A 17,970-nucleotide genomic window follows, 5' to 3' on the forward strand; every position below is an offset into this window, starting at 1 on the left:
GATGTCAGTGCGATGCGCTGGAATGCCGTCCGGCGCCGGCCTGGCGGCTTCCGCGCAGATGCCACTCGATGTCCGATGCGCGACTGCCCACCGCGCGGACGGCTTCGCGCAGGCGATCGTGTGTGACGTCCAGTTTCCTGGACCATTTGTCGAGCTCGCGGGCGGTGCTGATGTCGATGCGGTCGGAGTGAATGCCGCCGCCTGCTATGGCTGCTTTTTTCATCTCGTTTGCTCCTGTCGGTTGTCGCACCCTAGGAGATGCACCATCTCCCGCTTGTAGGAAATCAGGCCACGGGACTGCCCGCCGCGTCAACCTCGCTGAAGGCTGGGGGCTGCCGGCCGATTGCTCTATTCCGCCGATCCGGCATGTGGGTTAGAAAGCGGCTGGCTTTCATTTCCAATCCGTCTTTGCTGGAGCACACGATGAGAATTCCCACCCGCTTGAGCGTCGCCGCTGCGATCTGCCTTCTGTACGCCGGCGCGGCGTGCGCACTCGACTATCCGCCGCGCAAGCCCGGCCTGTGGGAAATGACGATCCAGTCGGACGACGGTGCCTCCAAGGCGCCCCCGATGCAGACCCAGCAATGCATCGACGCCGCCACCGACAAGGCCATGCGCGAGATGGGCAGCAGCACAGGCCAGCAAGCCTGTTCGAAGCAGGACATGCGCACCGAGGGCGGCAAGATGGTGGTCGACTCGGTGTGCAAGATCGGCACCACCACCGCCACCACGCATTCGGTGGTCTCGGGCGACATGGGCACCGGCTACCGCATGGAAAGCCGCTCCAGCTACAACCCGCCGCTCGCGGGCCGCAAGGAGGGCACGGCCATCATCGAGGCCAAGTGGGTCGGGCCCTGCAAGGCGGGCCAGAAGCCGGGTGACATGGTGATGTCGAACGGCATGAAGATGAACGTGCTGGACATGATGGGCGCTCAAAAGAAGAAGTAGGCTGCCGCCGACAGCGCTTCGCGTCGGCCCGTCTGCGCGACGGATGGGGCATCGGCCTACGATCTGCGCCATGCCCGACGACCTGGTCATCGCCCGCCCCGAAGGCCTCTACTGCCCGCCGGGCGATTTCTACGTCGATCCGTGGAGGCCGGTCGACCGCGCCGTCATCACGCATGCGCACTCGGACCATGCGCGCGCCGGCCACGGCCACTACCTCGCGCACCGCGACAGCGCCGGCACGCTGCGCGCGCGGTTGGGCGAGATCACGCTGCAGACGCTGGACTACGGTGAGGCCATCGCCCACCAGGGCGTGAAGCTTTCGCTGCATCCGGCCGGCCACGTGCTGGGCTCGGCGCAGGTGCGGCTCGAGCACGGCGGCCGCGTCTGGGTCGCCTCCGGCGACTACAAGACCGAGCCCGACGGCACCTGCACGGCCTTCGAGCCGGTGCCCTGCGACACCTTCATCACCGAATCCACCTTCGGCCTGCCGATCTACCGCTGGCCGTCGCAAGCCGAGCTGTTCGCCGAGATCAACGACTGGTGGCGCGCCAACGCCGAACAGGGCCGCGCCTCGGTGCTGCTGTGCTATGCCTTCGGCAAGGCGCAGCGCATCTTGCACGGCGTGGATGCGGGCATCGGGCCGATCGTGGTCCACGGCGCGGTCGAACCTTTGAATGCGGTCTACCGCGCGGCCGGCGTGGCGCTGCCGCCGACTTTGCGCGTGACCGATCCCGGCGTCGATGCCGCGCTGCTCCAGCGCGCGCTGGTGCTCGCGCCGCCCTCGGCCCATGGCACGCCGTGGATGCGGCGCCTCGGCAACTACTCGGATGGCTTCGCGAGCGGCTGGATGCAGCTGCGCGGCACGCGCCGGCGGCGCGGTGTCGATCGCGGCTTCGTGATGTCCGACCATGCCGACTGGCCGGGGCTGCAGCAGGCCATCGCCGGCACCGGGGCCGAGCGCGTGTTCGTCACGCACGGCAGCGTGGCGGTGATGGTGCGCTGGCTCTCGGAGAACGGGCTGCAGGCGCAGGGCTTCAAGACCGAATATGGAGATGAGGACATGGAGGGTGCTCCGACGGCCGCGAGCCCCCATCCCGGCCTTCCCCCGGAAGGGGAAGGAGAAACAGCCCTCCCATGAAGCAGTTCGCCGCGCTCTATCGCGAGCTCGATGCGAGCACCTCGAGCCTGGCCAAGCAGGCCGCGCTGCAGCGCTATCTGCTAAGCGCCGCGCCGGCCGACGCGGCCTGGACCGTGTACTTCCTGGCTGGCGGCAAACCGCGGCAGCTGGTGCCCACCAAGCTGCTGCGGCTGCTCGCGCAGGAGGCCGCCGGCCTGCCGGAATGGCTGTTCGTCGAAAGCTACGAGGCGGTCGGCGACCTGGCCGAAACCATTTCGCTGCTGCTGCCGTCGCCGACCGATGCGCACGACCTGGGGCTCGCGGTCTGGGTCGAAAAGCACCTGCTGCCCTTGCGCGGCATGGCGCCCGAGCAGCTCTCCGACGCGCTGCGTGCGCAATGGCGCCGCCTCGCGCCGGAGGAGCGGCTGGTCTATTTCAAGCTCATCACCGGCGGCTTCCGCGTCGGCGTCTCGCGCCTTCAGGTCACGCAGGCGCTGTCCGCGGTCGGTGCGCTCGACCCCAAGCGCGTCGCGCAGCGGCTGATGGGCTACACGCACATCGCCGGCCAGCCCACCGCGGCCGACTACGCCGCGCTGATCGCGCCCGAGAGCAGCGGCGAGCTCGACCAGCAGACCAGCGGACAGCCCTATCCCTTCTTTCTCGCGCATCCCTTCAACCTGCCGCTCGAACAGTTCGATGCGGCGCTCGGGCCGCCTTCGCAATGGCTCGTCGAGTGGAAGTGGGACGGCATCCGCGCCCAGCTGGTCAAGCGCGCCGGCCGGGTCTGGCTGTGGTCGCGCGGCGAAGAGCTGGTGACCGAGCGCTTCCCCGAGCTCGCGCAGATGGGCGAGACCTTGCCCGACGGCACGGTGCTCGACGGCGAGGTGGTGGTCTGGCGCAGGGATTCGACCTCGCCTATTGGCGAGGGTCGCGTCCAGCCTTTTGCCGAGCTGCAGAAGCGCATCGGCCGCAAGACGCTCAGCCCGAAGCTGCTGCGCGAGATCCCCGCGGTGCTGCTGGCCTACGACCTGCTCGAATGGGAGGGCCGCGATCTGCGCGCGCTGCCGCAGGCCGAGCGCCGCGTGCTGCTCGACGATCTGCTGGCCGCCGCGCAGCACCCTTCGCTCGTTGCCAGTCCCATGCTGCACGGCGAGAGCTGGCAGGACCTGGCGCGCCAGCGCGAAGCCGCGCGCTCGATGGGCGTCGAAGGAATGATGCTCAAGCAGCGCGAGGCGCACTACGGCGTCGGCCGCACCAAGGACGTGGGGCTGTGGTGGAAGTGGAAGATCGATCCGCTCTCCGTCGATGCAGTGCTGGTCTACGCGCAGCGCGGCCATGGCCGCCGTGCCAGCCTCTACAGCGACTACACGTTCGCCGTCTGGGACGGGCCGCCCGAAGCGCCAGAACGCAGGCTCGTGCCCTTCGCCAAGGCCTACTCGGGCCTGACCGACGCCGAGATGGCGCGCGTCGATGCGGTCATCAAGAAGACCACCATCGAGAGCTTCGGGCCGGTGCGCAGCGTCGAGCCCACGCTGGTGTTCGAGCTCGGCTTCGAAGGCATCGCGCGCAGCACGCGCCACAAAAGCGGCATCGCGGTGCGCTTTCCGCGCATGCTGCGCTGGCGCGAGGACAAGCCGGTGGAGGAGGCCGATACCTTGCAGACGCTGGCGGCGCTGCTGCCCGCATGAAGACGCATCGCGCAGATAGAGAAGAAGTTCTCAGCCTCGGCCGCTACCTGAGCGCACCGCGGCAAACTGCAGGACCCAATGACGCAGTTCTGAGAAACTCGGCACTCCCATCCATGCACGATCACCGCAACCCTCGTCCCGGCGTCGATCTGCGCGAGCACGCCGTTCATCTGCTGATGCAGGCCGCACCGCTGGCCGGCATGGGGCTGCACGAGGCGCGGGTCGTGGTCGATGCGATGCGGCCGCTGCACCTGCTGGCCGACACCCTGCTGTTCGAGGAAGGCGATGCGGTCGACAACGACTACATGGTCCTGGTGCTCGATGGCCAGCTGCGTGTGGTCAGCAGCAACGGCGTCCCCGGCGACGAGGTCGTGATCTCGGTCATCGCCCCGGGCAGCCTGGTCGGCGAAATGGGCGTGATCGACGGCGGGCCGCGCTCCGCGAGCTGCACGGCGCTGACCGACGTCAAGCTCGGCGTGCTGTCGCGTACCTCGCTGCTGGAGCTGATCGAGACGCACCCCGGCGCCGCGGCCCGCCTGATGCTGGGCGTTGCCAAGGGCCTGGCAGAGCGGCTGCGCGAGGGCAACCGGCGGCTGCGCACGCTGTCGCGGGTCACGCGTGCGCTGCAGTCGGAGCTGGATGCAGCGCATGCGGTGAACCGCCGCCTGCTCGATGCGCAGGGCCGTCGCTGAGCCTCAGATCAGGATGACCGGCTCGTCGGGCAGCTCGTTGCGGTCGGCCTGGCCCTCGGCCAGCGGAAAGTGCGCGACCAAGAGCGCCGACATCTCTTCCAACGCCTGCGTGAGCCCGTCCTCGAAACGGCCCTCGCGAAAAGCGGCTGTCATGCGCTGCGCCATCGCAGCCCATTCCTCGGCGCTCACGTGCGCATCGATGCCGCGGTCGGCCACGATCTCGATCGCGTGCTCGGCCATCAGCAGGTAGATCAGCACGCCGTTGTTGTCCGCGGTGTCCCACACGCGCAGCTTGCCGAACATCATGATCGCGCGCTCGCGTGCCGGCGCGCCGCGCCACAGGTAGGACATCGGCAGGCCTGCCTCGACGCAGATGCGCACCTCGCCGCTGTGCCGGCGCTCGCTGGCCGCGACCCGTCGGCCCAGGCGCTCGAGTGCTTCCGGCGGCAGTGCGCGCCGCACGTCGGCCGCGTCGATCCAGCGATGGCGCCAGAGGCGCGCGAGCTTCGAGAAGAAGGATGGGCCGGCCATCGCTACCAGTCCCCCGAGGCGCCGCCGCCCCCGAAATCGCCGCCGCCGCCGGAGCTGAAGCCCCCGCCGCCCGAGGAGCCGCCGCTCCAGCCGCCGCCACCGGTGCCCCAGCCGCCGAGGCCGCCTCCGCCCAAGCCACCGCCGCGCCGGCCGGCGCCGGCACCGAAGGCCGTCGACAGCAGCGTGAAAAGCAGCGCGCCAAGGCCAGCGAGCACCGCGACCACCAGGCTCGAGGTCAGCACCATCACGAGCACGCCCGTCGCGCCGCCCAGCGCCAGCGGGCCCAGCACCTTGCCGAGGATGGCGCGCGCGATCGGTCCGCCGATCAGCACGCCGAAGAACAGGAAGATGGCGAGGTCCTGCCAGTCGAATCCGGTGTCGTCGCGCGCATCGTTGCCGAAGTCGCCGCTCTTGCTGTCGACCTCGGGGAGCGCCTCGCCCTTGACGCGCGCGATCAGCTGGTCGGCCGCCGCGTCGAGTCCGCCCGCGAAGTCGTTCTCGCGAAAGCGCGGCTTCATCGCATGGTCGATGATGCGCGCCGCCGCGATGTCGGGCACCGCGCCTTCGAGCGTCTTCGCGACCTCGATGCGCATCTTGCGGTCGTTCTTGGCGACGATGACGAGGATGCCGTCGCCCACCTCCTTGCGGCCGATCTTCCAGGCATTGCCGACGCGGTTGGCGTAGCTCGCGATGTCTTCGGGCGCCGTGGTCGCGACCATCAGCATCACGATCTGCGAACCCTTCTGCTGCTCGAAGGCCTGGAGCTTGGCTTCGAGCGCCTGGCGCTGCGAGGCATCGAGCGTGCCGGTCTGGTCGATCACCCGCGCGCTGAGCGCCGGCACCGGCAACAGGTCCTGGGCCTGTGCGCCGGCGAGCCCGACGGCCACCAGGAAGAGGGCTGTCAGCGCGCGCCGGATGCGGGCGGCCGTCATCTAAGAAGTTACTTCTTGGGTGCGCCGAAATCCACCGTCGGCGGCGTCGAGATCTGGGCTTCGTTCTGGACGCTGAAGTTGGGCTTCGCGTCGTAGCTGAACACCTTGGCCGTGATGTTGGTGGGGAAGCTGCGCGCGAGCACGTTGTACTCCTGCACCGTCTGGATGTAGCGGTTGCGCGCCACGGTGATGCGGTTCTCGGTGCCTTCCAGCGTCACGCGCAGGTCGCGAAAGGCCTGGTTGGCCTTGAGGTTGGGGTATTGCTCGGCCACCACCATCAGGCGCGACAGTGCGCTGGAGAGCTCGCCCTGTGCCTGCTGGAACTTGTTGAAGGCCTCGGGGTTGTTGAGAGTCTCGGGCGTGACCTGGATCGAGGTCGCCTTGGCGCGCGCCTCGATCACCTTGGTCAGCGTTTCCTGCTCGAAGTTGGCTTCGCCCTTGACCGTGGCCACGATGTTCGGCACCAGGTCCGCGCGGCGCTGGTACTGGTTGAGCACCTCGCTCCAGGCCGACTTGCTGGCCTCGTCGAGGCGCTGGAAGTCGTTGTAGCCGCAGCCTGCGAGCGACAGCGCCGTGAGGATGATCAAGAGCCAGCGTTTCACCATGTCGAACTCTCCGAGGTGCGAAGTGGGCGAAGTTAGCATAGATGCATGTCGGCCGACCCTCTTCAAGCCCTGCAGGCCGCGAGCCGTGGAGCGCAGCCCATCGCATCGGGCGAGGGCACGCTGCTGATCGCCGGCGCCACCGGCGCGCTGGGGCAGGAACTGGTGCGGCGCCTGGCGGGCCGGCATCGCTTCGACCACACGCGCGTGCTCGCACGCGAACCCATTCGCGACGGCCTGCGCGGCGTCGAGACCCTGCTCGCACCGGTTGCGGAGATCGCGCAGTGGCCGCTCGTCGCGGCCGATACGGCGCTGGTCCTGTTCGAGACGCCGCGTCTCTACTACGACCGCGAACGCGCGCTGTGGACGCCCGAGCCGGCGCAGCTGCCCGCGCTCGCCCGTTGGCTGCGGGCCTGCGGCGTGCGCACGCTGGCCATCGTGCAGCCGCACGACCAGGGCCGGCTGCCGGAAGCGCTGAAGCGCGGCCTCGCCAGCCTCGACGAAGAGGCGGTGGTCGCTCTGGGCTTCGAGCGCGTGATCATCGTGCGCTCGGCGCAGAAGCCCGCCGCGGCCCGCTTCGCGAATCCGGCCGAGCGGCTGGCGGCCTGGATGCTGTCCATCGCGCGCTTCATGGTGCCGACCAGCGAGCAGCCGGTGCGCGCGACCAAGGTGGCGGAGCTGGTCGACGTCGCGCTGCGCATCGCGCCGCCGGGCGTGCACGTGGCCGCGCCCGAGCTGGTGTGGCAGGCGGCGCAGGGCGAGCTGCGCGCGGTGGCGGAGGGCTGGCTGCGTGCGCGCTAGCCGAAGCGCAGCGAGCGCAGCCCCACCGTCCGGTCCACCCACACCACCACCGCCAGCGTAAGCACGATGCTGACCGTGGACACGGCGGCCGCGGTCGGGTCGAAGTCCCAGCGCAGGTAGTCGAAGAGCTGCAGCGGCAGCGTCGTCATGCCGATGCCCTTCAACAGCAGCGACATGTTGAAGAGGTCGAAGGAGATCACGAAGGCGAACAGCGCGCCGGTGATGATGCCGGGCTTGATCAGCGGCAGCGTCACGCGTTGGAAGGCACGCCAGGGCGAGGCGCCGAGGCTGCGCGCCGCCTGCTCGAGCGAGGCGTCCTGGTTGTAGAGCGCCGACGCGACGTTGGTGAACACGTAGGGCAGGGTCACCAGCACGTGGCCGACCACCAGACCGAACATCGTGCGCGTGCCGATGCCGCTCGCATAGAGGAAGAACAGCAGCGCGATGGCGGTCAGGATCTCGGGCAGCATGAGCGGCATCATCAGCAGCATGCGCAGCGGCTCGCGCAGCCGCTGCGCATACCTCACCACGTAGAGCGCGCCGGCGATGCCGATGACCGAGGAGATCAGCGTCGCGATCGCCGCCAGCAGCAGCGAGCTGCGGATGGCGCGCATGAAGGCCTCGTTGACGAACAGCGCGCCGAACCAGCGCAGCGAGATGCCCTGCGGCGGGAAAGTCATGAACTCGCCGGCGTTGAGCGACATCAGTACGATGATCGCGATCGGCAGCAGCAAAAAGGCGTAGACGGCGCCGACGCAGAAGAGGCCGAAGCCGTCGGCGATGCGATGCGACAGCGGTGCGCGGCGCGTCATGCCAGGCCCTTCATGAAGCGGCCAGTCAACTTCCCATAGAGCGCCACCGCCGCCATGCCGCATGCCGTGAGCACCAGCGCCTGTGCCGCGCCGGAGGGCCACTGGAAGTTGTCGATCAGGTTCTGCACCACCAGCACCGACATGGTCTTGACCTGCGCGCCGCCGAGCATCACCGGCGTCACGTAGGCGCTCAGCGCCAGCACGAAGACCAGGATCGTGCCGGCCTGAATGCCGGGCCACGACAAGGGCAGCACGAGCCGCCAGAACACCTTGAGCCGCGAAGCGCCGAGCGAGCGCGCGGCCGCTTCGAGCGACGGGTCGATGCTTTGAATGACGCCGACCAGCGGCAGGATCATGAAGGGCAGGAACACGTGCACCAGCGCGATGGTCACGCCGAGCCGGTTGTTCATCAGCTGCAGGCCGGTCTCGACCAGGCCGAGGTCGAGCAGCACGCGGTTGACCACGCCGTTGCCCGACAGCAGGATCAGCCAGCCGAAGCTGCGCACCACCACGCCCACCAGCAGCGGCGAGAGCACCAGCACGTAGAGCGCGCTGCCCCAGCGCGAAGTCGTGCGCGCGAGGTGGTAGGCCACCGGGTAGCCCAGCAGCAGGCAGATCGGCGTGACGGTGAGGCCCAGGAGCAGCGTGTCGCCCAACACGCCGAGCAGGTAGCCGTCGGAGAGCGCGCGGCCGTAGTTGGCGAGCGTGAGGCCCGCGCCGTAGGGTGCGCCGACGGCCGGCGGGCGCAGGCTCATCAGCGCGATGTTGAGGTAGGGCAGAACCAGGAAGACGCCGATCAGCAGCAGCGCCGGCGCGATCAGCCAGAAGGCGCGGCGCGCGAGCGGCACGGCCTGCATCGCGCGTGGCACCGGTGCGGCGGAGGCGATGGCGCTCATTCCTGCCCCGCGATGATCCAGGCGTGCCCCGGCTCGAAACGCATGCCACTCGAGGCGCCGGCCGCGACGCGCTGGCCCGGCGCGGTCTGCACCAGCAGCGTCTGGCCGCCCGCGCATTGCACCGTGTGCTCCACGCTGCTGCCGAGGAAGTAGCTGGTGGCCACCAGGCCCTGGTAGGGGCCGCTGCCGTCGAAGTGGATCGCCTCGGGCCGGATCGTGACGTGCACGGCCTGGCCGGGCGCGAGCGGCTGGTCATGGTCGGCCTCCACGGTGCCGAGCGCAGTCTCGATGCGAAAGCGCAGCCACGCGCCTTCGTAGGGCAGCTTCGACTCGACGCGGCCTTCGATCAGGTTCGAGCGGCCGATGAAGCGCGCGACATCGACGCTGCGCGGGCGCAGGTAGATCGCCTCGGGCACGTCGAACTGCTGCAGCCGGCCGCCCAGCATCACCGCCACGCGGTCGGACATCACCATCGCCTCGGCCTGGTCGTGCGTGACGTAGAGCGTGGTGATGCCGACGCGCTTCTGCAGCTCGCGGATGAAGACGCGCATGTCCTCGCGCAGCACTGCGTCGAGGTTGGCCAGCGGTTCGTCGAGCAGCAGCAGGCGCGGCTCGATCACCAGCGCGCGGGCCAGCGCCACGCGCTGCTGCTGGCCGCCCGAGAGCTGGCGCGGATAGCGCTCGGCCATGCTCGTTAGCTGCACCATCGCCAGCACCGCGTCGATGCGACGCGCCATCTCGGCCTTGGGCACGTTGCGCATCTCCAGGCCGAAGGCGAGGTTACGCCGCACCGTGAGATGCGGGAACAGCGCGTAGTTCTGGAACACCATGCCGATGTCGCGGCGCTCGGGCGGCAGGCCGGTGATGTCTTCGCCGTCGAGCAGCACTGCGCCCTCGTCGGGGTACTCGAAGCCGGCCACGCAGCGCAGCGTGGTGGTCTTGCCGCAGCCGCTCGGGCCCAGGAGCGAGATGAACTCGCCGGGCTCGGTGTGAAGCTCCAGCGCGTGCAGCGCGGTCGTGGCCTGGAAGCTCTTGCAGAGCCCTTGCAGCGTGAGCCGCGTCATGCGGCGCGCGCGCACCGCGGCGGCCGCGTCCGAATCCGCCGGCCGCGTGCCGGCAGGCAGCACCGCGCTCACTTGATCTCCCGGTTCCAGCGGTCGGTGATGGCCGGCAGCTGCGGATTGACCTTGCTCCAGTCGAAACCGACGATCGAGGCCATGGCCTGGCCGCTGACCGGCACGTCGGCCGCCATCGCCGATGCCAGCTGCACCTTGGTGTTGGTGGGCGAGGTGAAGAATTCCTTGGCCATCATCTCCTGCACCTCGGGCTGCAGGATGAAGTTCAGGTACTTGTAGGCATCCTCCTTGTTGGGCGCGTTCTTGAGGATGTTGAAGGACTGCTCGAAGGCCACCACGCCCTCGCTCGGCACCACCATCTCGACCGGCACGCCCTTCTTCTTGAGCGCGACGATCTCGGGAAAGTCGATCACCGCCACCGTCACGTCGCCGCGCGTGAGCATGGTCGAGAGCGTGCCGCTCCAGTCGGCCTGCGTAAAGGGCAGCAGCTTCTTGATCTCGACGAAGGCGCGGTCGATCGCGTCCTGCGAGCCGCCGTAGATCTTGGCGGTCATCAGGAGGAACAGCATCGCGGCCGTGTTGCCGATCTGGTAGAGGCCGATCTTGCCCTTGAACTCGGGGTTGCTCCAGAGGTCGGTCCAGGACTTGGGCGGCGTCTTCACCAGGTCCTTGCGGTAGCCGATGCCGATGGTCGAGACGATGCCGCGCACGCCGTTGTCGCCCGGGTTGCGCAGGTTGGGGTAGACGTTCGCAAGGTTGGGCACCTTGGCCGCAGGGATGGGCTCGAAGTAGCCCTCGCCACGCACCACGCTCGCGATGTTCTCGTTGACCATCAGCACGCTGTAGGGCGGCTTCTCGATGCCGGCGGCGCGCAGGTTGGCGATGAAGTTCTTGCCCAGGCCGACGTCGAGCGTGGGCTGCACGCCGCTCGTCTTGTCGAGCATCGGCAGCAGGTCGCTGCGCCAGAACTTCTCCCAGCGGCCGCCGTAGGTGTTGACCACCAGCGGCGCGGCGGCGAAGGAGGACAGGGCGGGCAGCGCGAGGCCGGCGGCGGCGCCGAGGCTGCGCAGGAGGAGGTCGCGGCGATTTTGAAGAGCGAGCATGGGAAGACTTTCGGGCGGCAGTGGAAGGATCAGGCGGTGACGGCATCGCCGGCCGATGTGCGGCGGTAGTCGTAGTTGCGGTTCAGGCGGTCGAGCAGGTAGTCGCCGTAGTGCACCGGCGCATGCTTCGGCGGGTTGGCCTCGTCGGTGCAGGTCGGCAGGCATTCGATCAGCGCGTCCATGCCCGGGTCGAAGAAGTAGGGCAGCGAATAGCGGTCGCCGCCGGAGCGGTTGATCACGCGGTGCGGCGTCGAGACGAAGCGCATGTTGGTCCAGCGCGCGAGCATGTCGCCGACGTTGAGCACGTAGGTGTTCGCAATCGGCGGCGCCTCGATCCAGTCGCCGCCGCGCGGGCGTACCTGCAGGCCGCCCGCGTCGTCCTGCGCCAGCAGCGTGATGACGCCGTAGTCGGTGTGCGGGGCCGAGCCGATCTGCTCGTCTTCCAGCGGCGGCTGCGGCGGGTAGTGCAAGAGGCGCAGGAAGGTGGTGGGATGGTCGAAGTGATGATCCAGCGCATGCGCCGGCAGCCCCAGGCTCATGGCGATCAGCTGCACGAGGTAGCGGGAGAGCGCGTCGACTTCGGCGATGTAGCGCTCGATGCGCACCTGGAAGTCCGGCACCCAGCCGGGCCACTGGTTGGGGCCCTGCAGCGGCAGGCCGGCCAGCAGGCGGTGATCGTCCGGCGGCAGCTCGTGCATGAGCATCAGCGACTCGCTCATGTTCGGCCGCGTCACCTTCGCCACCGAGGAGGTGACGATGGTGGAAGTGGCCATGCCCATGTAGCCGCGATGGAAACCGTTGATCGCGATCGACTGCTTGCGTTCGAGCGGCGAGGCATGGAACTCGCGCGAGGCCGCGAAGGCCGCGTCGCGCGAGGCGGGCGCGACGTTGTGGCCCGCGATGTAGGCGAAGCCGATGGTGCTGAGCGCCTCGCACAGACGCGCCGCAGTCTCGCGCGCAAGAGGCGCCTCGGAGTCGATGTTGCCGTGTAGATCGATGAGGGGAATGGATGTCATGGATGAACTTCGAACGAGGAGTACTGCTGCCAGTGCGCCAGCAGGTCCGCCGCCTCCACCACCAGCCCCAGGTGCAGCGACACCATACTGAGCGCCGCGGCCTCCAGGTGCGCGTCGGTGCCGCGCACCAGGTCGCGCAGCACGATCACGCGGTAGTTGTGGTTGTTGGCGTCGAAGGCGGTGTTGAGCACGCAACAGTCGGTGAAGCCGCCGTTGAGCACCACGGTGCGGATGCCCTGGTTGCGCAGCAGGAAGTCGAGGTCGGTCGGATAGAAGGCCGAGAGCCGGCGCTTGTTCTCCACCCGCAGGTCGCCGGGCTCGACGCGCGTGACCCACTCGGTCCACCGGCTGCCCTCGATCGCGTGCGCATCGGCATTCGGAATTTCCCCGACATGCAGCGGGAAGGTGCGCCGCCATGCGGCCGGGATGCCGCGCAGGTCGTCGGCGCCGCCGGGCCGGAGCACCGACTTGACGTGCACGATGGGTATGCCCAGCGCGCGGGCTAGGTCGTGGAAGGCGTCGATCGGCGCCACCAACTCGCGTGCACGCGGCGCCGGGCAGGGGCAGTCGGGCCCTTCATCCAGATGGCCGCGGTGCATGTCGATCGAGATCACGGCGGTGGCCGCCGGGTCGAGATAGTCCTCGAAGCCCTCGCCCAGCTCGCGCGGCTGCTCGTAGACGTAGGCCTTCATCGTCTTTCCTCCCGCACATAGGGCACGCCCAGGGCGCCCGGTTCGCCGTCGTCGCCGCGCCGGGCGAGCGCCACCCAGACCATCACGCCGAGCGTCACTGCATAGGGCGTCATCAGCACGAAGTACTGCGGCAGCTGCACGCCGGCCGCGGCCAGCTGCGGGATCAGCGCCTCGATGCAGCCGAAGAGCAGCGCGCCGGCCAGCGCCTTCCACGGCGACCAGCGCGCGAAGATCACCAGGCCCACTGCGATCCAGCCGCGCCCGCCGGTCATGCCGGCGATCCACAGCTTGGTGCTGACCACCGAGATGTAGGCGCCGGCCAGCCCGACCAGCGCGGAGCCGGCCAGCACCGCCGCGAAGCGCCAGGCCGAAACCGAGATGCCGGCCGCATCGGCGGCCTGCGGGTTCTCGCCCACGGCGCGCAACCGCAGGCCCGCATCGGTGCGCAGCAGGAACCAGGTGACGGCCGCGAAGATCGGCAGCGTGAGCCAGACCATCGCGTTCTGCTGGAACAGGCGCCCGACGACGGGCAGCGAGGAGAAGGGCCACAGCGCCATCGTGCCGATGCCGGGCGTGGCCTGGTTGGTCCATTGGGCCAGCGTGCCGACCAGTGCCGTGAGCCCCTGACAAAAGAACACGAGCGCGAGACCCGCGATCACCTGGTTGACGCGCAGCCAGATCACCATCACCGCGAACAGCAGCGAGACGACGGCAGCCGCGAGCATGGCCAGCAGCAGCGACACCGCCGGCTCGCCGAAGGCCAGCTGCGCGCCGATGCCGGCCAGCGCGCCGACCAGCATCAGCCCTTCGGCGCCTAGCGAGAGCACGCCCGCGCGTTCGCAGACGATCAGGCCCAGCGCGGCCAGCGCATAGGGCACTGCGAAATCCGGCGTGTTGGCGAGCCAGTTGAGGACGATGTCCATCACGCTGCTCCGGTGCCCACGCGGCGCAGGCGATGCCTGATGAAGAAGTCGCTCGATGCCACGCACACCACGATCACGGCCTGGATCAGCTGCACCATCGAGAAGGGCACCTGGTAGAACACCTGCAGGCTGCGCCCGGTCACGAACAGCGCCGCGACCATCAGCGCGACCACGCTGGCGGCCAGCGGGTTGTTGCGCGCGAGGAAGGCGATCAGGATGCCGGAGAAGCCATAGCCCTGGTAGAAGGCCTGTGTGAGCCGGCCCTCCTGCCCCGCGGTGACGGCGAAGCCCGCGAGGCCGGCCATCGCGCCGGAGAGCAGCACCGCGCCGTAGATGACGCGCGCCACCGGCACGCCGGCTGCATGCGCCATGCGCGGGTTGGCGTCGACGAAGCGCAGGTACAGGCCGGCGCGGCTCACGCCGACCAGCCACCATCCGAGGAGTGCGACGACGGCGGCCAGCAGAATCGCGCTGTTCACGCCCGAGAAGAGATCGGGCAAGCGCTCGAAGGCGCGGAACTGCGGCGAATAGGGGAAGTTGTCCTTCGGGTCCTTCCAGCTGCCGTACACCAGGTGCAGCAGGAAGTTGGCCGCCATGTAGTTGAGCATCAAGGTCGAGATGATCTCGTTGACGCCCAGCCTGAGCTTGAGCAGCGCCGGGCCCAGCACCCACAGCAATCCGGCGGCCAGCGCGGCAAGGAACATCAGCGGCAGGCGTAAGGAAGGCGGGCCGATCTCGAAGAGGGAAACGGCCGTGGCGCCGATCGCACCCCAGATCATCTGGCCCTCGAGGCCGAGGTTCCAGAAGCGTGCGCGAAAGGCCATCGCACCGGCCAGCCCGACCAGGATCATCGGCGCCGCCTGGAACAGCACGGCGCGGAAGTTCTGGCCATCGAGGAAAGTCTGGACGATGAACTCGTTGAGCAACTCGCCGGCCGGCACGCCCGCGGCCACCAGGATGGCGGCCGAGAGCAGGAGCCCCACGCCGATGGCGGCGGCGAGGATCAGCGCCTGCCAATGCCAGGCCATGTGCTGGCGGATCTCGAGCGCATAGCGGCGCGCGCCCCAGGGCTGGCGCGCGGATGCCGCCGCCGGTGTGTCCGCGAGGTGCGCAATGGGCATCGCGAGCGAGGGCTCAGCCATGGTCCACCATCGCCTGGCCGATGGCCTGCCGGTCCGCCGGCTGCGCGAACTCGGCCACGATGCGGCCGCGCGTCATCACGCCCACGCGGTCGGCCAGTGCGAGCACCTCGTCGAGGTCTTCGCTGATCAGGAGCACGGCCGCGCCGGCATCGCGCGCGGCGCGCAGCCGCGCATGCACTTCGGCGCCGGCGCGCACGTCCAGCCCGCGGCTCGGGCTGTGGGCCAGCACCAGCCGCGGCGACTTGCCGAACTCGCGCGCCAGCACCAGCTTCTGCGCATTGCCGCCCGACAGCAGCGCAGCCTTCTGCGCGATCGAGCGGACGCCCTGCACGTCGAAGGCGGCGACGGCGGCTTGCGCGTCCTGGTCCATCTCGCGGCGCTTCAGGCGCCAGGCCGAGCCGTAGCGCCCGCTGTGGACCTGTCCGATGCCGTAGTTCTCGGAAACCGAGAGGCCGCCCGCGAGCGCGAGGCCGTAGCGGTCGGCGGGAATGGTCGCCAGCCCCAGTGCACGGCGCGCCGTCGTCGGCGTCGCCTTGAGATCGCCATGGCGATCAAGCGCGATCTCGCCTTCGGTCCGGCCCGGCAGGCCCATGATCGCGCCCGCCAGTTCCCCCTGGCCGTTGCCGCCGACGCCGGCCAGCCCGTAGATCTCGCCCGCGCGCAGGTCGAGGTCGATGCCGTCGAGCACGCGGCGGCCTTGCACTTCGGGCGAACGCAATCCGCGCACCGTGAGCCGCACCGGGCCCGGCGTCGCGCGCGTCGACCCGGCTGCGGGCGCGGTGATCGATTCGCCGACCGTGAGCCGGACCAGCTCGCCCACCGGCATCTGCTGCGGGTCGACCGTCGCGACCGTGCGGCCGCCGCGCATCACGGTCACGCGGTCGGCATGGCGCTTGACGTCGGCCATCTTGTGCGTGACCAGCACCACCGCCGCGCCGCGGCGCGCGAGCCCATGCACGGTCGAGAGCAGGCGCTCGGCCTCCTGGTCGGTCAGCACGGCGGTGGGCTCGTCGAGGATCAGGATGCGCGTGCCGGCCAAGAGCACCTTGAGGATCTCGACGCGCTGCTGCTCGGCCACCGACAGCCGGTCCACGCGCTGCGCCGGGTCGATGTCGAAGCCGAGTTCTCGCGCCTTGACGCGGATCGCCTCTTCGACGCGGCGCAGGCGCTTGCCATGGCTTTCGAAGCGCTCGGACCGCGGCGCGGTCAGGAGGATGTTCTGCGCCACCGTGAAGGGCTGCACCAGCCGGAAGTGCTGGTGGACCATGCCGATGCGCGCCTTCGCCGCATCGCGCGGCCCGCTGAAGCGCACCGGGTTGTCGTCGACCGACATCGTGCCGGCCTCGGCCGCATAAAGGCCGGCCGCGATGTTCATCAGCGAGGACTTGCCAGCGCCGTTCTCGCCCAAGAGCGCATGCACCTCGCCCCAGCGCGCCGAGAAGTGCGCGTCGGTCAGCGCCGCAAATCCGTCGAAGGACTTGTGGATGCCCTGGAGCTGCAGCGCCGTGGTCATTTCTGCGTGACGACGCCCTTGACGAACCAGTCCATCTTCCAGAGATCGGCATCGGACAGCACGGCGCCCTTGGCGACGCGCTCCTTGCCGTCGCGGTCGGCCAGCGGGCCGGCATAGATCTGCTTGCCCTTGAGCAGTGCGTCGCGTTCTGCTGTGATCGCGGCGGCCTTGTCCTTCGGCACCCCGGGGCCGAAGCCCGCGATGTCGGTGCCGCCCGCGCTCATCGGAATGAAGGCGCCGTATTGCGCCGGCTTCCAGTTGCCGGCCATGATCTTCTTCAGCTCCGGCGTGAGGAACTTGTCCCACACCCAGACCGAGGAGCACAGCGTGGCCTTGGGCGCGAACTGCCGCAGGTCGCGGTGATGGCCGGTGCCGTAGACGCCGCGCTCCTGCGCCACGATCTGCGGCGTCGGGCTGTCGACGTGCTGGCCGATCACGTCGGCGCCCTGGTCGATCAGCGCGGCCGCGGCGGCGCGTTCCTTGACCGGGTCGTTCCACGAGCCGGTGTAGATCACGTTCACCGTGGCATTCGGGTTCATCTTCTGCGCGCCGAGCGCGAAGGCGTTGATGGTCCAGTTGACGACGCCGAAGGGGTTGGCCGCGACGAAGCCGAGCTTGCCGGTCTTCGAGGCTGCGCCTGCAGCCATGCCGCAGAGGTACTGGCTCTCGTAGGTGCGGCCGTAGAAGGATTCGAGGTTGGCGCCGTTGCTGGTGCCCGAGCCGTTGAGGAAGGCCACCTCGGGGTACTTGGCCGCGAGCTCCTTGAAGCTGTCGGAATAGCCGAAGGCGGTGCCGATGATGATGTTGGCGCCGCGCTGGATGAACTTCTCGGCCGCGGGCTTGATGGCGGATGCGTCTTCCGGCACGTTCTCGACGAACTGGATCTTCTCGCCGGTTTCCTTCTCGACCTTGATGCGCGCTTCGTCGAAGGCCTGCGTCCAGCCGCCGTCGTTCTTGGGGCCGAAGTACAGCATCGCGATCTTCGGCTTGCCCTTCAGGGTGAAGCCGTCGGCGGCCACCGCCGGGCCGATCAGCGCGGCGCCCGCGACAAGCGCTGCGACCGCGCAAGGAATCGATTTACGCAACATCACTCGGACCTTTCATCATGAAATTGATACGGAACACATTGCCCTCGGGGTCGAGCAGCACCGACTGGTACCAGTGGTAGTAGGTGACGTAGGGCGCCTTGACGAGCGTGGCGCCGGCAGCGACGGCGACCGGCACCATGCGGTCGACTTCCACTTGCGAATCGACATCGATGTTCAGCAGGAACTTGACCCCGCGCGTGTCGGAGAACTCGGCCAGCTGCAAGAGCTCGTAGGCATCGAAGGCGTTGAAGCCCAGCTTGGCCTTGCCCGCGTCGAGGCCGCGGAAGATCGGCGAGCGGATGGCCTCGATCTCGGGGAAGCCGAACACGCGCTGGTAGAAGCCGCTGAGCGCGACGACGTCTTTCGCGAAGACGTTGACGTAGGAAAGATGAGGCATG

20 protein-coding genes are annotated in these 17,970 nt (G+C 69.1%); 5 read left to right on the top strand and 15 right to left on the bottom strand.

Annotated features, from left to right (window positions below):
- Positions 1–4 precede the first annotated feature (4 nt).
- Positions 5–223, bottom strand: a complete 219-nt coding sequence (locus tag BLS74_RS09465; protein ID WP_093104892.1) for a DUF3606 domain-containing protein — start codon at positions 221–223, stop codon at positions 5–7.
- 200 nt (positions 224–423) lie between these two features.
- Here BLS74_RS09465 and BLS74_RS09470 point away from each other — a divergent pair, with 200 nt between their 5' ends.
- The 4 genes from BLS74_RS09470 to BLS74_RS09485 all read left to right on the top strand — a co-directional run bounded on the left by BLS74_RS09470 (position 424) and on the right by BLS74_RS09485 (position 4,445).
- Positions 424–948, top strand: a complete 525-nt coding sequence (locus tag BLS74_RS09470; RefSeq protein WP_093104895.1) for a DUF3617 domain-containing protein — start codon at positions 424–426, stop codon at positions 946–948.
- Between the two features lie 70 nt (positions 949–1,018).
- Entirely contained in the window at positions 1,019–2,086 is a 1,068-nt protein-coding gene (locus tag BLS74_RS09475; RefSeq protein WP_093104898.1) for a ligase-associated DNA damage response exonuclease, read from the top strand.
- On the top strand, positions 2,083–3,753 hold the full coding sequence (locus tag BLS74_RS09480; RefSeq protein ID WP_093104900.1) for an ATP-dependent DNA ligase: 1,671 nt from the start codon (positions 2,083–2,085) through the stop codon (positions 3,751–3,753). Before BLS74_RS09475 ends, BLS74_RS09480 begins: the two co-directional genes overlap by 4 nt.
- A gap of 113 nt (positions 3,754–3,866) precedes the next feature.
- Entirely contained in the window at positions 3,867–4,445 is a 579-nt protein-coding gene (locus BLS74_RS09485) for a cyclic nucleotide-binding domain-containing protein (RefSeq protein ID WP_170855556.1), read from the top strand.
- A gap of 3 nt (positions 4,446–4,448) precedes the next feature.
- Here the strand turns inward: BLS74_RS09485 and BLS74_RS09490 are convergent, their stop codons facing one another.
- From BLS74_RS09490 to BLS74_RS09500, 3 genes are read right to left on the bottom strand one after another with little or no spacing between them, the layout of a single operon-like run.
- Positions 4,449–4,976, bottom strand: a complete 528-nt coding sequence (locus BLS74_RS09490) for a TPM domain-containing protein (protein WP_093104906.1) — start codon at positions 4,974–4,976, stop codon at positions 4,449–4,451.
- A gap of 2 nt (positions 4,977–4,978) precedes the next feature.
- Positions 4,979–5,908, bottom strand: coding sequence for a TPM domain-containing protein (locus tag BLS74_RS09495; protein WP_093104908.1), 930 nt, complete (start codon positions 5,906–5,908; stop codon positions 4,979–4,981).
- Positions 5,909–5,916: 8 nt separating this feature from the next.
- A complete protein-coding gene (locus BLS74_RS09500; RefSeq protein WP_244503816.1) occupies positions 5,917–6,513 on the bottom strand; it encodes a LemA family protein in 597 nt (198 codons plus the stop codon).
- A gap of 45 nt (positions 6,514–6,558) precedes the next feature.
- On the opposite strand from BLS74_RS09500, the gene BLS74_RS09505 reads away from it, so the two are divergent.
- Positions 6,559–7,311 (top strand): Rossmann-fold NAD(P)-binding domain-containing protein, encoded by a 753-nt coding sequence (locus tag BLS74_RS09505; protein WP_093104911.1) that lies wholly within the window; start codon positions 6,559–6,561, stop codon positions 7,309–7,311.
- On the opposite strand, the gene BLS74_RS09510 is transcribed toward BLS74_RS09505, so the two are convergent.
- From BLS74_RS09510 to BLS74_RS09560, 11 genes are read right to left on the bottom strand one after another with little or no spacing between them, the layout of a single operon-like run.
- Entirely contained in the window at positions 7,308–8,123 is an 816-nt protein-coding gene (locus tag BLS74_RS09510; RefSeq protein ID WP_093104914.1) for an ABC transporter permease, read from the bottom strand. The genes BLS74_RS09505 and BLS74_RS09510 overlap by 4 nt on opposite strands.
- Positions 8,120–9,019: an ABC transporter permease gene (locus BLS74_RS09515; RefSeq protein WP_212733652.1), complete on the bottom strand. Its 900-nt coding sequence runs from the start codon at positions 9,017–9,019 to the stop codon at positions 8,120–8,122. Before BLS74_RS09515 ends, BLS74_RS09510 begins: the two co-directional genes overlap by 4 nt.
- Entirely contained in the window at positions 9,016–10,155 is a 1,140-nt protein-coding gene (locus BLS74_RS09520) for an ABC transporter ATP-binding protein (RefSeq protein ID WP_244503817.1), read from the bottom strand. The genes BLS74_RS09515 and BLS74_RS09520 overlap by 4 nt, the downstream gene beginning before the upstream one ends.
- A complete protein-coding gene (locus BLS74_RS09525; protein WP_093104916.1) occupies positions 10,152–11,198 on the bottom strand; it encodes an ABC transporter substrate-binding protein in 1,047 nt (348 codons plus the stop codon). The genes BLS74_RS09520 and BLS74_RS09525 overlap by 4 nt, the downstream gene beginning before the upstream one ends.
- A 29-nt stretch (positions 11,199–11,227) precedes the next feature.
- A complete protein-coding gene (locus BLS74_RS09530) occupies positions 11,228–12,214 on the bottom strand; it encodes an isopenicillin N synthase family dioxygenase (protein ID WP_093104919.1) in 987 nt (328 codons plus the stop codon).
- Positions 12,211–12,906, bottom strand: coding sequence for a cysteine hydrolase family protein (locus tag BLS74_RS09535; RefSeq protein ID WP_093104922.1), 696 nt, complete (start codon positions 12,904–12,906; stop codon positions 12,211–12,213). The genes BLS74_RS09530 and BLS74_RS09535 overlap by 4 nt, the downstream gene beginning before the upstream one ends.
- On the bottom strand, positions 12,903–13,829 hold the full coding sequence (locus BLS74_RS09540) for an ABC transporter permease (RefSeq protein WP_093104924.1): 927 nt from the start codon (positions 13,827–13,829) through the stop codon (positions 12,903–12,905). The genes BLS74_RS09535 and BLS74_RS09540 overlap by 4 nt, the downstream gene beginning before the upstream one ends.
- A complete protein-coding gene (locus BLS74_RS09545) occupies positions 13,829–14,971 on the bottom strand; it encodes an ABC transporter permease (RefSeq protein ID WP_093104927.1) in 1,143 nt (380 codons plus the stop codon). The genes BLS74_RS09540 and BLS74_RS09545 overlap by 1 nt, the downstream gene beginning before the upstream one ends.
- On the bottom strand, positions 14,964–16,484 hold the full coding sequence (locus BLS74_RS09550) for an ABC transporter ATP-binding protein (protein WP_093104930.1): 1,521 nt from the start codon (positions 16,482–16,484) through the stop codon (positions 14,964–14,966). Before BLS74_RS09550 ends, BLS74_RS09545 begins: the two co-directional genes overlap by 8 nt.
- The gene (locus BLS74_RS09555) at positions 16,481–17,572 is read right to left on the bottom strand and encodes a BMP family ABC transporter substrate-binding protein (protein WP_093104933.1); all 1,092 of its coding nucleotides are present in this window, start codon (positions 17,570–17,572) and stop codon (positions 16,481–16,483) included. The genes BLS74_RS09550 and BLS74_RS09555 overlap by 4 nt, the downstream gene beginning before the upstream one ends.
- Complete coding sequence (locus BLS74_RS09560; protein WP_093104935.1) at positions 17,562–17,969, bottom strand: VOC family protein; 408 nt, start codon at positions 17,967–17,969, stop codon at positions 17,562–17,564. The genes BLS74_RS09555 and BLS74_RS09560 overlap by 11 nt, the downstream gene beginning before the upstream one ends.
- Between the last annotated feature and the right edge of the window lies 1 nt (position 17,970).

The sequence above is a fragment of the Variovorax sp. CF079 genome, from assembly GCF_900101545.1.
Classification (GTDB): Bacteria; Pseudomonadota; Gammaproteobacteria; order Burkholderiales; family Burkholderiaceae_C; genus Variovorax.

Bases quoted from the DNA above. Each gene is read 5' to 3' on its own strand.
- BLS74_RS09465 (WP_093104892.1), bottom strand. From the start codon at position 223: ATGAAAAAAGCAGCCATAGCAGGCGGCGGCATTCACTCCGACCGCATC.
- BLS74_RS09470 (WP_093104895.1), top strand. From the start codon at position 424: ATGAGAATTCCCACCCGCTTGAGCGTCGCCGCTGCGATCTGCCTTCTG.
- BLS74_RS09475 (WP_093104898.1), top strand. From the start codon at position 1,019: ATGCCCGACGACCTGGTCATCGCCCGCCCCGAAGGCCTCTACTGCCCG.
- BLS74_RS09480 (WP_093104900.1), top strand. From the start codon at position 2,083: ATGAAGCAGTTCGCCGCGCTCTATCGCGAGCTCGATGCGAGCACCTCG.
- BLS74_RS09485 (WP_170855556.1), top strand. From the start codon at position 3,867: ATGCACGATCACCGCAACCCTCGTCCCGGCGTCGATCTGCGCGAGCAC.
- BLS74_RS09490 (WP_093104906.1), bottom strand. From the start codon at position 4,976: ATGGCCGGCCCATCCTTCTTCTCGAAGCTCGCGCGCCTCTGGCGCCAT.
- BLS74_RS09495 (WP_093104908.1), bottom strand. From the start codon at position 5,908: ATGACGGCCGCCCGCATCCGGCGCGCGCTGACAGCCCTCTTCCTGGTG.
- BLS74_RS09500 (WP_244503816.1), bottom strand. From the start codon at position 6,513: ATGGTGAAACGCTGGCTCTTGATCATCCTCACGGCGCTGTCGCTCGCA.
- BLS74_RS09505 (WP_093104911.1), top strand. From the start codon at position 6,559: ATGTCGGCCGACCCTCTTCAAGCCCTGCAGGCCGCGAGCCGTGGAGCG.
- BLS74_RS09510 (WP_093104914.1), bottom strand. From the start codon at position 8,123: ATGACGCGCCGCGCACCGCTGTCGCATCGCATCGCCGACGGCTTCGGC.
- BLS74_RS09515 (WP_212733652.1), bottom strand. From the start codon at position 9,019: ATGAGCGCCATCGCCTCCGCCGCACCGGTGCCACGCGCGATGCAGGCC.
- BLS74_RS09525 (WP_093104916.1), bottom strand. From the start codon at position 11,198: ATGCTCGCTCTTCAAAATCGCCGCGACCTCCTCCTGCGCAGCCTCGGC.
- BLS74_RS09530 (WP_093104919.1), bottom strand. From the start codon at position 12,214: ATGACATCCATTCCCCTCATCGATCTACACGGCAACATCGACTCCGAG.
- BLS74_RS09535 (WP_093104922.1), bottom strand. From the start codon at position 12,906: ATGAAGGCCTACGTCTACGAGCAGCCGCGCGAGCTGGGCGAGGGCTTC.
- BLS74_RS09540 (WP_093104924.1), bottom strand. From the start codon at position 13,829: ATGGACATCGTCCTCAACTGGCTCGCCAACACGCCGGATTTCGCAGTG.
- BLS74_RS09545 (WP_093104927.1), bottom strand. From the start codon at position 14,971: ATGGCTGAGCCCTCGCTCGCGATGCCCATTGCGCACCTCGCGGACACA.
- BLS74_RS09550 (WP_093104930.1), bottom strand. From the start codon at position 16,484: ATGACCACGGCGCTGCAGCTCCAGGGCATCCACAAGTCCTTCGACGGA.
- BLS74_RS09555 (WP_093104933.1), bottom strand. From the start codon at position 17,572: ATGTTGCGTAAATCGATTCCTTGCGCGGTCGCAGCGCTTGTCGCGGGC.
- BLS74_RS09560 (WP_093104935.1), bottom strand. From the start codon at position 17,969: ATGCCTCATCTTTCCTACGTCAACGTCTTCGCGAAAGACGTCGTCGCG.